Source organism: Methyloversatilis universalis FAM5 (assembly GCF_000214035.2).
Lineage (GTDB): Bacteria > Pseudomonadota > Gammaproteobacteria > Burkholderiales > Rhodocyclaceae > Methyloversatilis > Methyloversatilis universalis.
Genome location: NZ_AFHG01000043.1, coordinates 56,883 through 74,146, shown reverse-complemented (window position 1 = coordinate 74,146; position 17,264 = coordinate 56,883). Strand labels below are relative to the sequence as shown.

Sequence of the window (17,264 nt, the reverse complement as noted above, 5' to 3'; positions counted from 1 at the left end):
GTCTCCTCGTTCATTCGCGCCACGAGATGGCGCGCGCCACCCAGGCCAGCAGGTGATCGAGCAGCATGCCCACCAGGCCGATCAGCAGGATGGCGGTGATGATGTTGGTGATCGAGAGGTTGTTCCACTCGTTCCAGACGAAGTAGCCGATGCCGGTACCGCCCACCAGCATTTCGGCGGCGACGATGACCAGCCAGGCGATGCCGATGGAAATGCGCATGCCGGTGAGTATCGTGGGCGCGGCGGCCGGCAAGATGACCTGGAAGGCCTTGCGCAGCGGGCTCACTTCGAGCGTGCGGGCCACGTTCAGCCACTCGCGCCGCACCGACGCCACGCCGAACGCGGTGTTCACCAGCATCGGCCACAGCGAGCAGATGAAGATGACGAAGATGGCGGACACGCCTGAATCCTTGATCGTGTAGAGCGCGAGCGGCATCCACGCCAGCGGCGAGATCGGTTTCAGGATCTGGATGAACGGGTCGAGCGCCCTGTAGATCAGCGGCGACATGCCGATCACGAAGCCCAGCGGGATCGCCACCAGCGCGGCCAGCAGATAGCCGCCGAGCACGCGGGCGATCGAGTAGGCGATCTGTATGCCCAGCCCCTTGTCATTGGTGCCGCGGTCGTAGAACGGGTCGCTCAGGTGTTCCCAGATCTTGGCCGCCACCTCGCCCGGACCGGGCATGGCCGACTGGCCGCCGGCCTGCGCCTGGGCGCCCATCAGCGCGGCGTATTCAGGGTCCATTGCCGGCGCGGCAGTGCCGCTGCCTGAGGCGGGCGCGGTGGCGACGTACCAGATGGCGATGAACAGCGCGAAAAACAGCGCCGACAGCAGCGGCGCCAGCCAGGGCTTGCTCTTCATCACGCCGCCACCTTCCGGATCTTGAAGCTGTTCAGGTATTCCTCCGGCTTGGCCGGGTCGAATTCCTTCTTCATGACCGAGAACTTCTTGGTGGTGGTGGTCGGTACCGGCAGGCCCACTTCCTTCATCAGTGCGGCGGCGTCAGTGGCGAGGAACACCTCCCTGGCGATCTTCTGGTAGTCGATGTCGCCCTTGATCTGGCCCCAGCGCTTCATCTGCGTCAGGATCCACACGGCGAAGGACTCCCACGGGAAGGGCTCGAAGCCGATGCGGCCCGGCACTTTCTGCACGCCGCCGAGGCCGTCTGCATAGGTGCCGGTGAGCACCTGTTCGACCACCGTGACCGGCTGGTTCAGGTAGTTGGCCGGCGCGATCGCCTCGGCGATCTGCTTGCGGTTCGCCGGATTGCTGGCCGTGCCGGTGGCGCTGATGATGGCGCGCAGCAGCGCCTTGTAGGTGTTCGGCATGGTGGTGACGAACTCCTTGCTCGCGGCGAAGGCGCAGCAGGGGTGGCCTTCCCAGATGTCGCGGGTGAGGGTGTGGATGAAGCCCACGCCGTCGTACACCGCGCGCTGGTTCACCGGGTCCGGCGCCAGGAAGCCGTCGATGTTGCCGGCGCGCAGGTTGGCCACCATTTCCGGCGGCGGCACCGCGCGGATCTGCACGTCGGTGTCCGGGTCGATGCCGTGCTCCGCGAGGTAGTAGCGCAGCAGGTAGTTGTGCATCGAGTAGTCGAAGGGCACCGCGAACTTGAAGCCCTTCCAGGATTTCGGGTCGCGCTTGTCCTTGTGCTTCACCGACAGCGTGATCGCCTGACCGTTGATGTTCTCGACCGCCGGCATGGTCCACGGAATGGGGTTGGAGCCGGCGCCGATCGAGATCGCCAGCGGCATCGGCGACAGCATGTGGGCGGCGTCGTATTCCTTGGCCAGCGACTTGTCGCGGATGACCGCCCAGCCGGCGGTCTTCACCACTTCGACGTCGAGGCCCTGCTTCGAGTAGTAGCCCAGCGGGTGCGCCATGATGATGGGCGTGGCGCAGGTGATGGGGATGAAGCCCACCTTGAGCCTGGTCTTTTCCAGCGGACCGGGCGATGCGAAGGCGTCTTTCACCGTGCCCAGCGGCAGGAAGGTCGAGATCGCCGCCATCGCCGTGCTGGCGCCGACCGCGCGGATGAAGTTGCGGCGGGTTTCGTCGTGCGGGAACAGTGCGCGCATGACCGCGCCCTCGACCGCACGGTCCAGCATGGCCTCTTCGGACAGCGTTTCGGCGTGATCGTGTTCGGCCTGGCTGTGATGGCGGCCGCACGAGCAGCCATTCAGCTTCACGTTCGGGTCGAAGGGGTTGCGGAAGGTGCTCATGTCTGGGCTCTCCTCGTTCAGGGAATCAGTGGGCGTGACAGGGGACGGGGTTCGGCGCGTACTCGATGTCGTGCGCGTAGGTGTCGTAGGCGGCGCTGTATTCCATGCAGCGCGCCACGTCGCGGATGAAGCCTTCGTCGTAGCCGGCGCGGCGCAGCAGGTGGAAACCCAGCTCCATGCCGGAGGCGATGCCGCCGGCGGTGACGATGCGGCCGGCATCGACCACGCGGGCATGCGAGATGCGGCAGGCGGGGGCGATTTCGGCAAGACGGTCGATCGGCAGCTTGCCCAGGTGCGAGGCCTCGACCCGGTCCGGTTCCTTGCGGTTGGTGGCCGGAATGCCGTCGAGCAGGCCCATGCGGCCGTAGATCCACGAGCCGGTGCACACGCTGGTGAGCAGGCAGCGGGCGGGCAGCGCGTTGATGAATTCGTGCAGCCGGCCGTTCCAGGTTTCCTGCCGCGTGCCGGCGCCGCCGGGAATGAGGAAGGCATCCATCGCCGGGCGGTCGGCGAAGCTGTAGTTGGGCAGCACGGTGAAGCCAGCCTGCGCCTGCACCGGCCGCTGCGCGTCGGCGATCAGGAACACCTCCAGCTCCGGGTCGAAACGCCGCGCCACCGAAAACACCCCGTGCGGGGCGGTGAAGTCGACGATCTCGGCGTCCTTGAAGACGTAGATGCCGAGCCTGAAGCCGCGCTTGCGCTGCGATGCCACCGCGTTGATCTCCCGTGCGTTCATGGAACAGATGCTAGGGAGCGGGGCAGGGCGCCGGTATCACGGCGAATGTGATTGTCGTGTAGTGCGTGCACTACACGGCCGGGCGGGCAGCGGTGGGTCCGCTGTCGTGCCGCTTTACAGTCGGGTTGGCGGCCCATGACAAAAATGCTTCGTGTTCAATCGTTTGCTGCACGAGGGACGAATCTTGCTTTGTGCCTTCCGCCCCATCGCTTACTGAGGAAACTTCAATGGCTCTTACCCGGATCTCGCCCCTTCTCGCCACACTCGGCCTGAGTGCGGCCCTGCTGTCCGCACCGGCGGTCGCGACCGACGTACTGCTCGATTTCTCGGGCAACATCTGCGGCACCGGCTCCGATCAGGCCTGTGGCAACGGCAGCGCGATCGGCCAGGGCTATGGCGACATCGCCGGCCTGCTCGACGTGTCGCACCGGTCATTCCAGGCCGGCACCGGCGCGACCCTGGAGGGTGCCCTTAAATACTGGTCGACCGGCTACTCCGGTCTGCAGGACGTGGCCTGGGGTGGCTCGAACCCGGACAGCCATGTCGCCGAATTCGTGTTCGCGCCGGGCGCCGGCTTCCGCGTGACGCTGAATTCGATGGATTTCGGCGACTACCTGAACCGCAACGACGGCTCGTCCGCCACGGTGCTCGACCTGCTCACCGGTGAAACGCTGTGGAGCTCCGGCGCCTTTGACGCTGGCCTCACCCCGCTCACGTTCGCGCCCGGCGTATCCAGCGCCAACGGCCTCGTCCTCCGTTTCGGCCCGGACAGCTACAACACCGCCATCGACAATATTTCGCTCACCGTGACCGCCGTGCCGGAACCCGGCGCCTGGGCCCTGCTCGCCGCCGGTCTGGGCCTGATCGGCGCGCTGCGTCGCCGGCGAGAGATGGTCTGAGCCTCCAGTGGTTCCGGGACAGCGCTCTGTGGCAAGGGTCTATTAATCCCGACAGCTGCCTGTGCCGAAGCCCGCGGACCGCAATGGCCGTGTCGCGGCCAAGGCCGCTCCCACAGGGGATGTGCCCGATCCACGGCTGGCGCCAGGGCCGGGTTTCTGTGGGAGGGGTCTTCTGACCCCGACGGCGACATGGATCGAAGCCGGCGGACCGCGGCGGCCGCATCGCGGCCAAGGCCGCTCCCACAAGATCGCGCGCTATCCGTGGCCGGAGCCGCAGTTCTCTGAGCGGGTTTTCCGGCCCTTACAACAGGCGTTCGGCGAAACGGGCGAAGTCGTCTTCGATGGCCGCGGGGCAGATGTCCGGGTCGTGCTCATCCGCGGCCCCGTACTTGCCGGTGCGCACCAGCACGCCGGCGATGCCGGCCGCCTGCGCGCCGCCGATGTCGTCGCGCAGGTCGTCGCCGATCATGATGGCTTCTTCTGCGCGCACGCCGGCGGTGTCGAGCGCGGCCTGGAAGAAGGGGGCGGCGGGCTTGCCTGCAATCTCCGCCGCGACGCCGGTGCTGTATTCCAGCCCGGCGACGAAGGCGCCCATGTCGAGCGACAGGCCATCCGCCTCCTTGAAGTGGCGGTTGCGCGCCATCGCGATGAAAGGCAGGCCGCGCAGGATGAGGCGGAAGGCGGTGTTGAGCTGAGCGTAGTCGAAGCCGTGGCCGGCGTCGCCGAGCACGACGGCGTCCGGTTCTGCGGCATCGGGCCCGACTTCGTCGCGCAGGTCCGGATGCACGATCCAGTGCGGATGCAGGCCGCGACTGCGCACGAGATTCATCGTGGCCCCCGGCGCAGTCAGCAGTTCCTCGTCACGCACGTCCAGACCCAGGGCCCGCATCTTCGCCACCAGCGTGCGTCGCGGCGTGCGGGTGGTGTTGGTCAGGAACACGAGCCTGAAGCCGGCGGCGCGCAGCCGCGCCAGCGCCTCGATGGAACCGGGGATCACCTGATCGCCGACGTGCAGCACGCCGGCCAGATCAATCAGCAGGGCTTTCGGGTTTGCGGGCAGAGACATGGCGTTCTCCTTCGTTCGACGCGGCGCATCGTCCCTGCAGGAGCGGTCTTCTGACCGCGACCGCAGCGGAGCTCAGGGAGCCGGCGCGTGATCACGGGCTCTGTCGCGGTCGGAAGACCGCTCCTACAGCGCCACCAGCTGATGCCGCGCCGCGAAGCTCACCAATTCGACCGGGTTCTTGATGCCGAGTTTGTCGAACAGCCGCGTGCGGTACGTGCTGATGGTATTCGCCGACAGCGACAGTTCCCGTGCGATATCACCGACCGTCTGACCACTTGCGAGCAGCTTGAGCACCTGCATCTCCCGGTTCGACAGGCTGTCGAGCGGGCTGGCCGGGGTGTCGGCACGCACGCCGAAGGCGAGACGCTCGGCCAGTTCCGGGGTGACGAACAGATGGCCGGCGGCGATGCGGGCGATGGCATCGAACAGCTGGTCCGGCGAACAGCCCTTGTTCAGATAGCCGGCGGCGCCGCTCTTCAGTGCGCGCACGCCGAACTGCGATTCCGGATAGGTCGACAGCATCAGCACGGCGACCTTCGGAAATTCGGCCCGCAACTGTTTCAGCACGTCGAAGCCGTCGCGGTCGTTCAGTGCGATGTCGAGCAGCACGACGTCGGCGCCGTCCCCGCGCAGCAGGCGCATCAGATCCGGCCCGCCCGCGGCTTCGCCGGCCACGGTGATGGCCGGGTTCTCGCCGAGGATCTGCGCGATGCCCCGGCGCAGCATCAGGTGGTCGTCGACGATGATCACCCGCACCGGCTTCATCGCGTCGACTCCGGTACCCGCAGATGCACTGCGGTGCCGGCGCCCGGCGTGCTGTCGATGCGCAGTTCGCCGCCGAGCGCGCGGGCGCGCTCGTACATGCCGAGCAGGCCGAAGGAGGTCGGTTGCGCCGGCACCTGCATGCCGCGGCCGTTGTCGCGGATGCACAGTTCGATCGCGCTGGCCTGGCCGGTCAGCTCGACATTCACCTCGCTCGCTTCCGCGTGCCGGGCGACGTTGGTGAGCACTTCCTGAACGATGCGATAGACCGCGATTTCGGCACTGCGGCCGAGGCGTCGTTCGGGCTCCGCGTCGCTCAGCGAAAGCGTGCAGCGCAGGCCATGGCGCGACTGCATTTCCTGCAACTGCCATTCGATGGCGGCCCACAGGCCGAGGTGGTCGAGCACGCCGGGGCGCAGGTCGGTGAGTATCCGGCGCACCGCGTCCAGCGCCTGCCGGGTGACCGACATCATGTCGTCGAGCTTGCGCTCCAGCGCCCCGTCGTGCGCGAGGCGCGGGCGCAGCCAGTTCAGGTCGAACTGCAGCGCGGTCAGCGAGGCGCCCAGTTCGTCGTGCACCTCGCGCGCGATGTGGGTGCGCTCGTCTTCGCGCACCTGCTGCAGGTGGGCGGACAGCCGCTGCAAGGCGCTGTGCGAGTGCTGCAGGCGCGCATTGGCGTCCTGCAGCGCGGCGGTGCGCTCGGATACGCGGCGCTCCAGTTCGACCTGGTTGGCGCGCAGCACCGCCTCGGCACGCTTGCGTTCGGTGATGTCGGCAAAGGTGACGACGGCGCCGACGATCTGGCCGGCGTCGCGGATCGGGTAGCTGGTGTATTCGGCCGGAAAGGCGCTGCCGTCGCGCCGCCACAGCACTTCGGATTCGATGCGCACGCCCTGGCCTTCCTGGAAGGCGCGGAAGATCGGGCACTCATGGACGTCGTAGTGGCGACCATCGGAATGCGCGTGATGGATCAGGTAGTGCATGTTGCGGCCGAGCACCTCGTCCGGCTCGAAGCCGATCAGCTCGGCCCCGGCGCGGTTGATGAAGATGCAGCGGCCGTTCTGGTCCACGCCATAGATGCCTTCGCCCGCCGACTCGAGCAGCATTTCGAGCTGATGGCGCCATGCGGCGTGGTGCGACAGGTGATGGAGGTGTGCGAACACGTCGGTGCGCAGTCGTGGGATGGACTGTGCTCTGCATCATCCGTGCCACGCCGTGCCGGGAGGACCTCAGGCCGGAGAATTCCCGCAGGGGCGAGCGTTTCGGGGCGTCGGGCGCGCGGGTGAGGGCCCTGTCATGCCCCGGTACGGTGCGCTCAGGCGCTCACGTCGCGCACCCGCAGTGCGCCGTCGGTTTCGTCCGCCTCGATCAGCCCCTGTTCTTCGTAGCGGCGCAGCTTGCGCCACAGCGATACGCGGTCGATGCCGAGCAGGCGGGCGGCCAGGGCACGGTTGCCGCCGACGCCGGCCAGCACGTCGAGGATGTGGCCGCGTTCGACCGCCTCCAGCGTGCGCACCTCGCCGCTGCCACCGCGTGCGCCGGCGCCGCCGCGCGCGCCCAGACCGGGCGGCAGGTCCTCTTCGCCCAGCATGGTGCCGCCGGCCAGCGCCACACCGCGTTCGATAATGTTTTCCAGCTCGCGCACATTGCCCGGGAAATCGTAGCCGCACAGCTTCTGCATCGCCGGCGGGGCGATCGCGGTCACCGCCTTGCCCATGGCCTGCGCGGCGCGGCGCACGAACTGCTGCGCCAGCAGCGGAATGTCGTCGCGCCGCTCGCGCAGCGGCGGCAGCTGCAGCGTGACCACGTTGAGGCGGAAATAGATGTCCTGCCGGAACTGGCCGGCTTCGACCGCCGCGCGCGGCTCGCGGTTGGTGGCAGCGAGGAAGCGCACGTCGGCGCGGACCGGCTCGGTGCCGCCGACGCGCAGGTATTCGCGCTCCTGCAGCAGGCGCAGCAGCTTCACCTGCATGCTGGCCGACATTTCGGTCACTTCGTCGAGGAAGAGCGTGCCGCCCTGGGCCGCTTCGACCAGACCGCCGCGCGCCTGGGCGGCGCCGGTGTAGGCGCCCTTTTCGTGGCCGAACAGTTCGTTGGCCAGCAGTTCCTCGTTCAGCGCGCCGCAGTTCACCGCGACGAAGGGCCCGCTGGCGCGCCGGCTGTGCGCATGCACGTGGCGGGCGAGCAGTTCCTTGCCGGTGCCGGTTTCGCCGACGATGAGCACGTTGCAGTCGGTGGGCGCCACGCCGCGCGCGATGTCGAGGATGGCGCGCATGCCTTCGTCGCGCGTGATGATGCGTTCGTCCGCCGCGTGCTCGACCAGCTGGCGCAGGCGCTGGTTCTCGGCGCGCAGCTGCGCCTTGTCCGCCGCCTCGCGCACCAGCTTGCGCACTTCGCCCAGCCGGAAGGGCTTTGACACGTAATAGAAGGCGCCGGCGCGCATTGCCTCGACCGCCGATTCGGTGGTGGCGAAGCCGGTCACCACCAGCACTTCCATGCCCGGCCAGGCCTCGCGCGCGCGGCGCAGCAGTTCGAGGCCGTCCATGCCCGGCATCTTCACGTCGGTCAGCAGCACCTCGTATTCGCGCTGTCTGAGCAGCGCGAGCGCGGCTTCGCCGTTGTCGGCCGTGGTCACTTCGAGTCCGTCGCGGCGAAGCGCGGTGGCCAGCCCTTCCCGGGCCACCGCTTCGTCGTCGACCAGCAGTACGTGTGCGCTGCTCATGCCTTGTCCCCCTCCGCCGGTATCCAGAGCGACACCGTGGTGCCGCCGCCCGGTCTGTTGTGGATGCCTGCCTTGCCGCCATGCTCCGCGGCGATTTCATGCACCACGAACAGGCCGAGGCCGGAGCCCTTGCCGACCGGTTTCGTGGTGAAGAAGGGGTCGAACACGCGCGGCAGGTTGCGCGGTTCCACCCCGGGTCCGTTGTCGCTGACCGTAATTTCGGTGCCGCCCTCGCGCAGGCGCGCCGCCACTTCGATGCGCGGCGCGATACCGGCGTCGGCACACGCTTCGAGCGCGTTGCGGATCAGGTTGAGCAGCGCCTGCTGCATGCGCTGGCCATCCGCATGCACCTCCAGCTCAGGCGGGAGCGTGATGTGCACCGCGTCGCCGGCGTCCGGCCGCTCGGCGCGCAGCAGCGCGATGGTTTCTTCCACCAGCGGGCGCAGCGGCTGGCGCACCAGCGCGAAGTGGCTGTCGCGCGCGAAGTCGAGCAGGGTGCGCACGATGCGCTGGGCGCGCTGCACCTGGTCGTCGATCTGTTCGACGAAGCCGTTGATCTGCTTCGGGTCGCACACGTCGCGCTCTTCCAGCAGCAGCTGGGCGTTCAGCGAAATATTGGACAGCGGGTTGTTCAGCTCGTGGGCGACGCCGGACAGCATGGTGCCGAGCGACGCCAGCCGCGCGGTGCGCAGCACCGCCAGCTGGCGTTCTTCCAGATCACCGAGCGCGCGGTTGAAGGCGGTGACCAGCGCGGCGATTTCGTCGTCGCGTTCGCGCGGCGTGAGCCGTGCCTGATTGCCGGTGCCCACCCGCTCAAGATCGCTTTCCACCTCGCGCAGCGGCGCCACCACCCGCCGCGTGACCAGCTGGCCGATCACCAGCACCAGCGCCACCGCGGCAATCATGATGGTGTAGAGCTGCGATTCCTGACCGGACAGCGCGCGGCGCATCGCCTCGCGCGCCTGGTCGGACAGCCGCTCGCTTTCCTCGAATACCTGCTTGCCCACCTCCGCCATGCGTTCTTCCAGCGGCGAGATCGGGTCGCCCGGCCGGATGCGCCGCTGCAGGCGGTCGTCCAGCAGGTCGCGCCAGTCGGCCAGCACCTCGGTCAGTTCGTCCAGCGCGAAGCCGGGGGCGGCCCGTTTCATCAGGTCGCGGTCGCGCGCGATCAGCGCCAGCGCCTCGTCCGCCTTGCCCACCGCCGCCTTCAGTTCAGACGGTTTGCGGAACAGCAGGTAGTTCTTCTCCAGCCGGCGCGCTTCGCGGATCACGTCGTGCATGCGGGTGACGTGGTGTTCGTCATCCACGCGCGACAGCAGCAGGCGCACCTGATCGAGCGCGGCGAACACCAGCAGCACGAACAGGCCGCCCAGCACGATGTAGCCGAGCAGGATCTTGCCGTGCAGGGATCGGGGCAGCAGTTTCATGAATTGCATGCTGCAACGAGCCGTTGCGATTTTCAACAAGGACCACAGGCGCGCAAGAGCCGGTTTCATCGAGGTTTTTGTTGTGAGGATGTCCGGACGCAGGTGTGCGCGCTGCATGTTGCAACGCGCAGCGAGGGTGGCGTCGAAGGTGGGTGAATAAAGCATTTGAAAATCAATGCCTTGTGATTTTCTGAGAAGGTGGCACACAGCCTGCTAAGAAAAACGTGCCAACCCTGTGGTGACGATTTTGAAGGCTCCTCGGGTCGTCGCTCGGCGGGGCTGGCAATGGGGAGGCCGGGCGACCTAGCGGACAGCACCGGTTCTTTTTGCGGCTCGTGAGCAATCGCGAGCCGCTTTTTCTTGGCCGTTCGCCAGCGATCGCACCACCCGTGCGTGCCACGGGCGGCTTTCCCGACGTGCGGCCGCTGCGCGTGCCGTATTTCGGGGATAATCGCGGCCCTCAACCGACCCCGCGGCGTTCTTCCGCCGCACATCCTCATGGCCGAGGCCACCGTTCCGCTCATTTCCGCTCATGCGCTCGCCTGTACCCGCGGCTCCGCGCGGCTGTTCGCCGGCCTCGAACTGGCGGTGGGCGAAGGCGAGCTGCTGCAGGTGGGCGGGACGAATGGCAGCGGCAAGACCAGCCTGCTGCGCATCCTGTGCGGGCTGTCGGAAGCGGAATCCGGCGAACTGCGCTGGCGCGGCGAGCCGGCGAACCGGGCGAAGGACGCCTGGCGCGCCGGGCTGCTCTATCTCGGTCACCGCAATGCGGTGAAGGACGATTTCACGCCGCTGGAAAACCTGCGCGCCAGTGCCGCCATCGCCGGCGAGGCGCTGGGCGAAGACACCGCGCTGAGCGCGCTGGTCGACATCGGCCTCGGTGCCCGGCTGGACGTGCCGGCGCGCAATCTGTCGCAGGGCCAGCGTCGCCGCGTCGCGCTCGCCCGTCTGCTGTGCGGCACGCGCGCCCGTCTGTGGGTGCTGGACGAACCCTTTACCGCGCTCGACGTGCGCGCGGTGGCGCAGCTCGCCGGCGCGATGGCGGATCACCTCCGCGGCGGCGGCGCGATCATCTACACCACGCACCAGCCGGTGGACATCGACGCGCCGCGCCGCGCGCTGCTCAATCTGGACGACTACGCATGCTGAGCGTGTTCATGGCGGTGCTGCGGCGCGACCTGCTGCTGGCCTGGCGGCGCCGTTCCGACGTGCTGACCGCACTCGGCTTCTTCCTGCTGGTGACCAGCCTGTTTCCGCTCGGCGTGGGGCCGGAACCTGACCAGCTGGCGCAGATCGCCGGCGGCGTCATGTGGGTGGCGGCGCTGCTCGCGACGCTGCTGTCGGTGAGCCGGCTGTTCGAATCCGACGAGGCGGACGGAACCCTTGAGCAGATGCTGCTGTCCGTGGAGCCGCTGGCGGTGATCGTGCTCGCCAAGGTGTGCGCCTACTGGCTGCTGACCGGACTGCCGCTGGTGCTGATCGCGCCGCTGATCGCGCTGCAGTTCAGCCTGACGCCGGACGAAACGCTCATCGTGTGCGCGTCGCTGCTGATCGGCACGCCCACGCTGTCGCTGCTCGGTGCCATCGGCGCCTCGCTGACCCTGGGGCTGCGCGGGGGCGGTGCGCTGATCGCGCTGCTGGTGCTGCCGCTCTACATTCCGGTGCTCATTTTCGGCGCCGGCGCGATAGACCGGTGGCGCGCCGGGCTGGAGGTCGGCTCCAATCTGGCGCTGCTGGCGGCCTGTCTGCTGGTGGCGCTGGCGGTGGCGCCAGTGGCCAGCGCGGCGGCGTTACGCATTGCCCAGGATTGATAGGGCGGCGCGCAGCGCTCGGTTAAACTTGCAGTTTTTGCCGGCGGGCGTCTGCCGGCATGCGGGCTCGCACGTTGAGTGCCTGCCGTCCTCACCAAATCGAGACCGGGTGATCCCGCTTCGTTGATGTCCGAAACACAGTCTTCCGCTGCCCGCGCACCGTCGTCCGGCTTCAGCCTCTTCTACTACGCCAGTCCGCAGACCTTCTTTCCGCTCGCCGGCAAGCTGCTGTGGCCGTGCTGGATCGCTGCCGCGCTGCTGACGCTGGCCGGCCTCTACATCGGTTTCTTCGTCGCGCCGACCGACGCCACCCAGGGCGACAGCTACCGCATCATCTTCATCCACGTGCCGGCCGCGTGGATGTCCATGGTGGTCTATCTGGCGATGGCGTTCTGGTGTGCGGTCGGTCTGGTGTTCAACACCCGGCTGAGTTTCATGATGGCCACCGCGCTCGCGCCGACCGGTGCCATCTGGGCCTTCGTCGCGCTGTGGACCGGCGCGCTGTGGGGCAAGCCGACCTGGGGCACCTACTGGGTGTGGGACGCGCGGCTGACCTCGGAACTGATCCTGTTCTTCCTGTACTGCGGCTACATGGCGCTCCAGGCCGCCATCGACGACCCGCGCCGGGCCGATCGCGCCGGTGCGCTGATCGCCATCGTCGGCGCGGTGAACGTGCCCATCATCTATTTTTCGGTGAAGTGGTGGAACACCTTGCATCAGGGCGCGTCTGTAAGCCTGACGGCTGCGCCGACCATGGCCACCACCATGCTGACCGGCATGCTGGTGATGGCGCTGGCGGCCTGGGCCTACACGATAGGCGCCGCGCTCGTGCGGGTGCGCGCCATCATGATCGAACGCGAGCGCAGCACCGACTGGGTGCGCAAGCTTGTCAGCAACGGAGACAGCAAGGCATGAACTGGGAAAGCGCCAGCCACTTCTGGGCCATGGGCGGATACGGCTTTTTCGTCTGGACGTCCTACGGCGTGACCGCCGCGGTCATCGCCTTCGAACTGATCGCGCTGTCGCGCCGCATGAAGCGGGCACGCGCGCAGGTGAAGCGCGACGTCGCGCTGGACCGCATCGAATCTGAGAAGCGGGGCCGCGCATGAAGCCGCGCCAGAAACGCATGGCGCTGATCGGTGCCGGTGTCGCGCTGCTGGTCGGCGCAGTCGCGCTGGTGCTGAACACCTTCAATGACAACATGGTGTTCTTCTACAGCCCGACCCAGGTTGCGGCGAAGGAAGCGCCGCAGGGCCGCACCTTCCGCATCGGCGGCATGGTGCAGGAAGGCAGCCTGCAGCGCGGCGAGGACGGCACCTCGGTGAAATTCGTCGTGACCGACACCGCCCATACCCTCACCGTGGCCTACAAGGGCGCGCTGCCGGACCTGTTCAAGGAAGGCAAGGGGGTGGTGGCCCAGGGCAAGCTTGACGAATCCGGGCTGTTCACCGCAAGCGAAGTGCTGGCCAAGCACGACGAGAACTACATGCCGCCGGAAGCGGCGCACGCGCTGGAACAGGCGAAGAAGGCGCAATCCACGGTCGTCCAGTAAGGGCCAGACCGGACGCGCCGGCGGTGTTCGCCGGCGTGTGACGTTTCAGGGGCAGGAACCACCATGTTTCCCGAGTTGGGCAATTTTTCGCTGGCCATCGCGCTGGCGCTGTCGGTATTGCTGGGGCTGATTCCGCTGGTCGGTGCGCAGCGCGCTGACGCGCGGTTGATGGCGAGTGCGCGGCCGCTCACCCAGGGCGTGTTCGTGTTCGTGGCGTTCGCCTTCTTCTGCCAGATCCAGTCCTTCGTGCTGAACGACTTCTCTGTGCTGAACGTCGCCACCAACTCCAATTCCACGCTGCCGCTCGAGTATCGCGTCGCGGCCGCCTGGGGCAGCCACGAAGGTTCGCTGCTGCTGTGGGTGTTCATGCTGTCGGTGTGGTCGCTGGCGGTGAGCGTGTTCTCGCGCCGGCTGCCGGACGAAATGGTGGCGCGCGTGCTGGCGGTGCTGGGCTGGATATCGGTCGGCTTCCTCGCCTTCATGCTGGCCAGTTCCAACCCCTTCGACCGCCTGCTGCCGGCCGCGGTCGATGGCCGCGACCTGAATCCGCTGCTGCAGGATCCGGGCATGATTTTCCATCCGCCAATGCTGTACATGGGCTACGTCGGTTTCTCGGTCGCCTTCGCCTTCGCGCTGGCGGCGCTGATCGGCGGCCGGCTCGATGCGGCGTGGGCGCGCTGGTCGCGTCCGTGGACCACCGCGGCCTGGGTGTTCCTGACCCTGGGCATCGCGCTCGGCAGCTACTGGGCCTACTACGAACTGGGCTGGGGCGGCTGGTGGTTCTGGGATCCGGTCGAGAACGCCTCCTTCATGCCCTGGCTGGTCGGTACCGCGCTCATCCACTCGCTGGCGGTGACCGAAAAGCGCGGCGCCTTCAAGAGCTGGACCGTGCTGCTCGCCATCGCCGCCTTTTCGCTGTCGCTTCTCGGCACCTTCCTGGTCCGCTCCGGCGTGCTGACCTCGGTGCATGCCTTCGCGACCGACCCGGAGCGCGGCGTGTTCATCCTCGCGTTGCTGGTGTTCGTGATCGGCGGTTCGCTGCTGCTGTTCGCGCTGCGCGCGCCGTCGGTCGGTCTGGGCGGTGGCTTCGCGCTGCTGTCGCGCGAAACCTCGCTGCTGGCGAACAACGTGCTGCTGGCGGTGGCCACCTCGGCGGTGCTGCTTGGCACGCTGTATCCGCTGTTCCTGGACGCGCTCGGCATGGGCAAGATTTCGGTCGGCGTGCCTTACTTCAATGCGGTGTTCGTGCCGCTGATGACGCCGGTGCTCTTCCTGATGGCGATCGGCCCCTTCGTGCGCTGGAAGAAGGACGACGCGCCCGGCCTGACCGTACGCCTGCGCTGGGCGTTCGCAGTCAGCGTGGCCGCCACCGTGCTCGCGGTGCTGCTGGGCGGCGACTTCAAGCCCATGCTGGGTCTGGGTGCATTTGCCACGGTGTGGATCGTCGCCACCAGCCTGCAGCTTTTCGTCGAGCGGGTGCGCGTGCGCAACGGCGAGGGCAGCTGGGTGGAGCGCGTGCGCGCGCTGCCCGGTGGCTTTTGGGGCATGTGGCTGGCTCACCTCGGTGTCGCGGTTACGGTGGTCGGCATCACGATGGTGAGCGCGTTCCAGCAGAACGCCGACATGAAGATGTCCCCTGGCCAGACCGCCGAGCTCGCCGGCTACACCTTCAAGTTCCACGGCGCGGTGCCGCACGACGGCCCGAACTACGACGCCGCGCGTGGCCGCATCGAGGTGACCCGCGATGGCCGCCCGGTGGCCATCATGCAGCCGGAAAAGCGCATGTACCGCGTGTCGCAGATGCCGATGACCGAAGCGGCCATCGACTCCGGCTTCACCCGTGACGTGTACGTGTCCATGGGCGAACCGCTGCCGGATGGCGAAGCCTGGATCGTGCGCATCTTCTACAAGCCCTTCGTGAACTGGATCTGGTTCGGCGCGCTCATCATGGCCGTCGGCGGCGTCATGGCAGCGGCAGACCGGCGCTATCGCAAGCTCGCGCAGCGCGACGCGAAGAAGGCCGAGGGCGCCTCTGCCGCGTCGCTGCCGCCTGCACAGCAACAGCACGCCTGACCCCGGTCAGGCGCGCACGACACATCGAACGGAGACTTCCGCCGTGAATCGCTTTCTCTGGCCGCTGGGCATCTTCGTGGTGCTCGCAGGCTTTCTCTTTGCCGGCCTCTACCTGAACCCGCGCGAGGTACCCAGCCCGCTGATCGGCAAGCCGGTACCGGCCTTCTCCGCGCCGCAGCTGGCAGACCCGGGCAAGACCTTTTCGCCGGCCGACATGAAGGGCAAGGTGTGGCTGGTGAATGTGTGGGCCTCCTGGTGCGTGTCCTGTCGCCAGGAGCATCCGCTGCTGGTCGAGCTGGGCAAGTCGGGCGTGGTGCCGATGATCGGCCTGCACTACAAGGACGAGCGGGACGCCGGCCTGAAGTGGCTGGCCCAGCACGGCGACCCGTACCTGCTGTCGGCACACGACCGCGATGGCCGGGTGGCCATCGACTTCGGCGTCTATGGCACGCCGGAAACCTTCATCGTCGACAAGGCCGGCGTCATCCGCTACAAGCACACCGGCCCGCTGACCCCGGAAAAGCTGCGCGACGACATCCTGCCGCGCGTGAAGCAGCTCGAGGCCGCGACGTGAGCCGCCCGCTGCACCGTCTGCTGATGCCGGCACTTGTCGCGCTGCTGCTGCCCTGGGGCGCGCTGCACGCGGAAGACGCGGCGCCGGTCGCGTCGGATCCGGCGCTGGAAGCGCGCGTCCAGAAGCTGGGCGAGGAACTGCGCTGCCTGGTCTGCCAGAACCAGAACATCGCCGATTCGCACGCCGACCTCGCGCTCGACCTGAAGAAGCAGCTGCGCGAACAGATCGCCGCCGGTCGCACCGACGACGAAATCAAGACCTATATGGTCGAGCGCTACGGCGATTTCGTGCTGTACCGCCCGCCGCTGAAAGCCACCACCGTGCTGCTGTGGGCCGGCCCTTTCGTGCTGCTGGGGGCGGTGGCGTTCGCGCTGCTGCGCCGGCTGCGCACCCGCGCCGCACGTGCGGCAGCGGCCAACACACTGAGCGCCGATGAACACGCACGCGCACGCGCGCTGCTGAACGGCGAGGAGAAGCAGGTTTGAACACCTTCATGATCGGCGCGGCAGCCATGCTGCTGCTCGCGCTGGCTTTCGTCGTGCTGCCGCTGCTGCGTGCGCGCGGCGCCGACGGCGGCGACGCGCAGCGCGCCCTCACGCTGGCCATCCACCGTGACGCACTGGCCGAACTGGACCGCGATCTGGCCGCCGGCCTGATCGATGACACCCAGTACCGCATTTCCTGCGCCGAAATCGAGCGGCGCGTGCTTGACGAGGCGGGTGCTGCGGCCGTAGTTCGCGGCCGCTCGTCCGGCCGCTGGCTGGCTTTCGTCGCCGCCGCGGCAGTGCCGGTGATCGCGCTGCCGGTCTACCTGGCTCTGGGTCACCCGCAGGCCGTCGAGGCACCGCGGCGGAGCGAACCCCAGGCCGAGCAGGGCGAAGTGACGCCGGAACAGATACAGAACATGGTGGCGCGCCTGGCCGAGCGCATGAAGGCCGATCCCGGCAACGCCGAAGGCTGGCAGATGCTGGCGCGCTCCTACTTCGCGATGGGACGTTTTGAAGAGGCGGCCGATGCTTACGCCAGTCTGGTCAAGATCGTCGATCGCGACGCGCAGGCCTGGACCGATTACGCCGACGCGGTGGCGATGAAGCAGGGCCGTCAGCTCGCGGGCGAGCCGGAGCGGCTGCTGAAGAAGGCGCTGGAAATCGATCCGGACAACGTGAAGGCGCTGGCGCTGGCCGGCAGCGCGGCGATGCAGCGTGGCGACGCCGCGGGTGCGCGCCTGCACTGGGACCGTCTGCTCAAGCTGCTGCCGGCGGATTCCCCGCTGATCGCGCCGATACGGGAAAGCCTGCAGGACCTGGAATCGGCGAAAAAGCCCTGATCCGTAACGCGCATCGCTGCGACGCAGGCGGTGCCGTGGCGGAGCGTAATGTAGGGGGTGTCAGTTCGGCGGTTCGAACGGCGGGTCAGTGC

The 17,264-nt window shown here is 67.9% G+C and carries 18 protein-coding genes; 10 read left to right on the top strand and 8 right to left on the bottom strand.

What is annotated here, in order from left to right; translation table 11 throughout:
- Window positions 1-10 precede the first annotated feature (10 nt).
- The 3 genes from ntrB to METUNV1_RS07845 are packed head-to-tail and all read right to left on the bottom strand — an operon-like array spanning window position 11 to window position 2,959.
- Window positions 11-862 (bottom strand): nitrate ABC transporter permease, encoded by an 852-nt coding sequence (ntrB, locus tag METUNV1_RS07855; protein WP_008060576.1) that lies wholly within the window; start codon window positions 860-862, stop codon window positions 11-13.
- Window positions 862-2,223, bottom strand: coding sequence for a CmpA/NrtA family ABC transporter substrate-binding protein (locus METUNV1_RS07850; protein WP_008060575.1), 1,362 nt, complete (start codon window positions 2,221-2,223; stop codon window positions 862-864). The genes ntrB and METUNV1_RS07850 overlap by 1 nt, the downstream gene beginning before the upstream one ends.
- A gap of 25 nt (window positions 2,224-2,248) precedes the next feature.
- Window positions 2,249-2,959, bottom strand: a complete 711-nt coding sequence (locus METUNV1_RS07845) for a DJ-1/PfpI family protein (protein ID WP_008060574.1) — start codon at window positions 2,957-2,959, stop codon at window positions 2,249-2,251.
- A gap of 227 nt (window positions 2,960-3,186) precedes the next feature.
- Between METUNV1_RS07845 and METUNV1_RS07840 the strand changes: the two genes are divergently transcribed.
- A complete protein-coding gene (locus tag METUNV1_RS07840; RefSeq protein WP_008060573.1) occupies window positions 3,187-3,858 on the top strand; it encodes a PEP-CTERM sorting domain-containing protein in 672 nt (223 codons plus the stop codon).
- A gap of 301 nt (window positions 3,859-4,159) precedes the next feature.
- Here the strand turns inward: METUNV1_RS07840 and METUNV1_RS07835 are convergent, their stop codons facing one another.
- The 5 genes from METUNV1_RS07835 to METUNV1_RS07815 all read right to left on the bottom strand — a co-directional run bounded on the left by METUNV1_RS07835 (window position 4,160) and on the right by METUNV1_RS07815 (window position 9,835).
- Entirely contained in the window at window positions 4,160-4,924 is a 765-nt protein-coding gene (locus tag METUNV1_RS07835; protein ID WP_008060572.1) for a TIGR01458 family HAD-type hydrolase, read from the bottom strand.
- Window positions 4,925-5,047: 123 nt separating this feature from the next.
- Window positions 5,048-5,689, bottom strand: coding sequence for a response regulator (locus METUNV1_RS07830; protein ID WP_008060571.1), 642 nt, complete (start codon window positions 5,687-5,689; stop codon window positions 5,048-5,050).
- Window positions 5,686-6,849 carry a sensor histidine kinase gene (locus tag METUNV1_RS07825; protein WP_008060570.1) on the bottom strand — a complete coding sequence of 388 codons (1,164 nt, stop codon included), beginning with the start codon at window positions 6,847-6,849 and terminating at the stop codon, window positions 5,686-5,688. The genes METUNV1_RS07830 and METUNV1_RS07825 overlap by 4 nt, the downstream gene beginning before the upstream one ends.
- A 152-nt stretch (window positions 6,850-7,001) precedes the next feature.
- Window positions 7,002-8,408, bottom strand: a complete 1,407-nt coding sequence (locus METUNV1_RS07820; protein WP_008060568.1) for a sigma-54-dependent transcriptional regulator — start codon at window positions 8,406-8,408, stop codon at window positions 7,002-7,004.
- The gene (locus tag METUNV1_RS07815) at window positions 8,405-9,835 is read right to left on the bottom strand and encodes a sensor histidine kinase (protein ID WP_008060566.1); all 1,431 of its coding nucleotides are present in this window, start codon (window positions 9,833-9,835) and stop codon (window positions 8,405-8,407) included. Before METUNV1_RS07815 ends, METUNV1_RS07820 begins: the two co-directional genes overlap by 4 nt.
- A 498-nt stretch (window positions 9,836-10,333) precedes the next feature.
- Here METUNV1_RS07815 and ccmA point away from each other — a divergent pair, with 498 nt between their 5' ends.
- The 9 genes from ccmA (at window position 10,334) to ccmI (ending at window position 17,172) form a co-directional block, all read left to right on the top strand.
- Window positions 10,334-10,984, top strand: coding sequence for a cytochrome c biogenesis heme-transporting ATPase CcmA (ccmA, locus tag METUNV1_RS07810; protein WP_008060564.1), 651 nt, complete (start codon window positions 10,334-10,336; stop codon window positions 10,982-10,984).
- Window positions 10,978-11,646 (top strand): heme exporter protein CcmB, encoded by a 669-nt coding sequence (gene ccmB, locus METUNV1_RS07805; protein ID WP_008060562.1) that lies wholly within the window; start codon window positions 10,978-10,980, stop codon window positions 11,644-11,646. Before ccmA ends, ccmB begins: the two co-directional genes overlap by 7 nt.
- Window positions 11,647-11,772: 126 nt before the next feature.
- Window positions 11,773-12,561, top strand: coding sequence for a heme ABC transporter permease CcmC (gene ccmC, locus METUNV1_RS07800; protein ID WP_008060559.1), 789 nt, complete (start codon window positions 11,773-11,775; stop codon window positions 12,559-12,561).
- Window positions 12,558-12,755 carry a heme exporter protein CcmD gene (gene ccmD, locus METUNV1_RS07795; RefSeq protein ID WP_008060557.1) on the top strand — a complete coding sequence of 66 codons (198 nt, stop codon included), beginning with the start codon at window positions 12,558-12,560 and terminating at the stop codon, window positions 12,753-12,755. The genes ccmC and ccmD overlap by 4 nt, the downstream gene beginning before the upstream one ends.
- Window positions 12,752-13,198, top strand: a complete 447-nt coding sequence (ccmE, locus tag METUNV1_RS07790; RefSeq protein ID WP_008060548.1) for a cytochrome c maturation protein CcmE — start codon at window positions 12,752-12,754, stop codon at window positions 13,196-13,198. The genes ccmD and ccmE overlap by 4 nt, the downstream gene beginning before the upstream one ends.
- 63 nt (window positions 13,199-13,261) lie before the next feature.
- Window positions 13,262-15,271 (top strand): heme lyase CcmF/NrfE family subunit, encoded by a 2,010-nt coding sequence (locus METUNV1_RS07785; protein WP_008060546.1) that lies wholly within the window; start codon window positions 13,262-13,264, stop codon window positions 15,269-15,271.
- A gap of 43 nt (window positions 15,272-15,314) precedes the next feature.
- Entirely contained in the window at window positions 15,315-15,845 is a 531-nt protein-coding gene (locus tag METUNV1_RS07780) for a DsbE family thiol:disulfide interchange protein (RefSeq protein WP_008060544.1), read from the top strand.
- On the top strand, window positions 15,842-16,330 hold the full coding sequence (locus METUNV1_RS07775) for a cytochrome c-type biogenesis protein (RefSeq protein ID WP_008060543.1): 489 nt from the start codon (window positions 15,842-15,844) through the stop codon (window positions 16,328-16,330). Before METUNV1_RS07780 ends, METUNV1_RS07775 begins: the two co-directional genes overlap by 4 nt.
- Window positions 16,327-17,172 (top strand): c-type cytochrome biogenesis protein CcmI, encoded by an 846-nt coding sequence (gene ccmI / locus METUNV1_RS07770; protein WP_008060541.1) that lies wholly within the window; start codon window positions 16,327-16,329, stop codon window positions 17,170-17,172. Before METUNV1_RS07775 ends, ccmI begins: the two co-directional genes overlap by 4 nt.
- The last annotated feature ends 92 nt before the right edge of the window (window positions 17,173-17,264 follow it).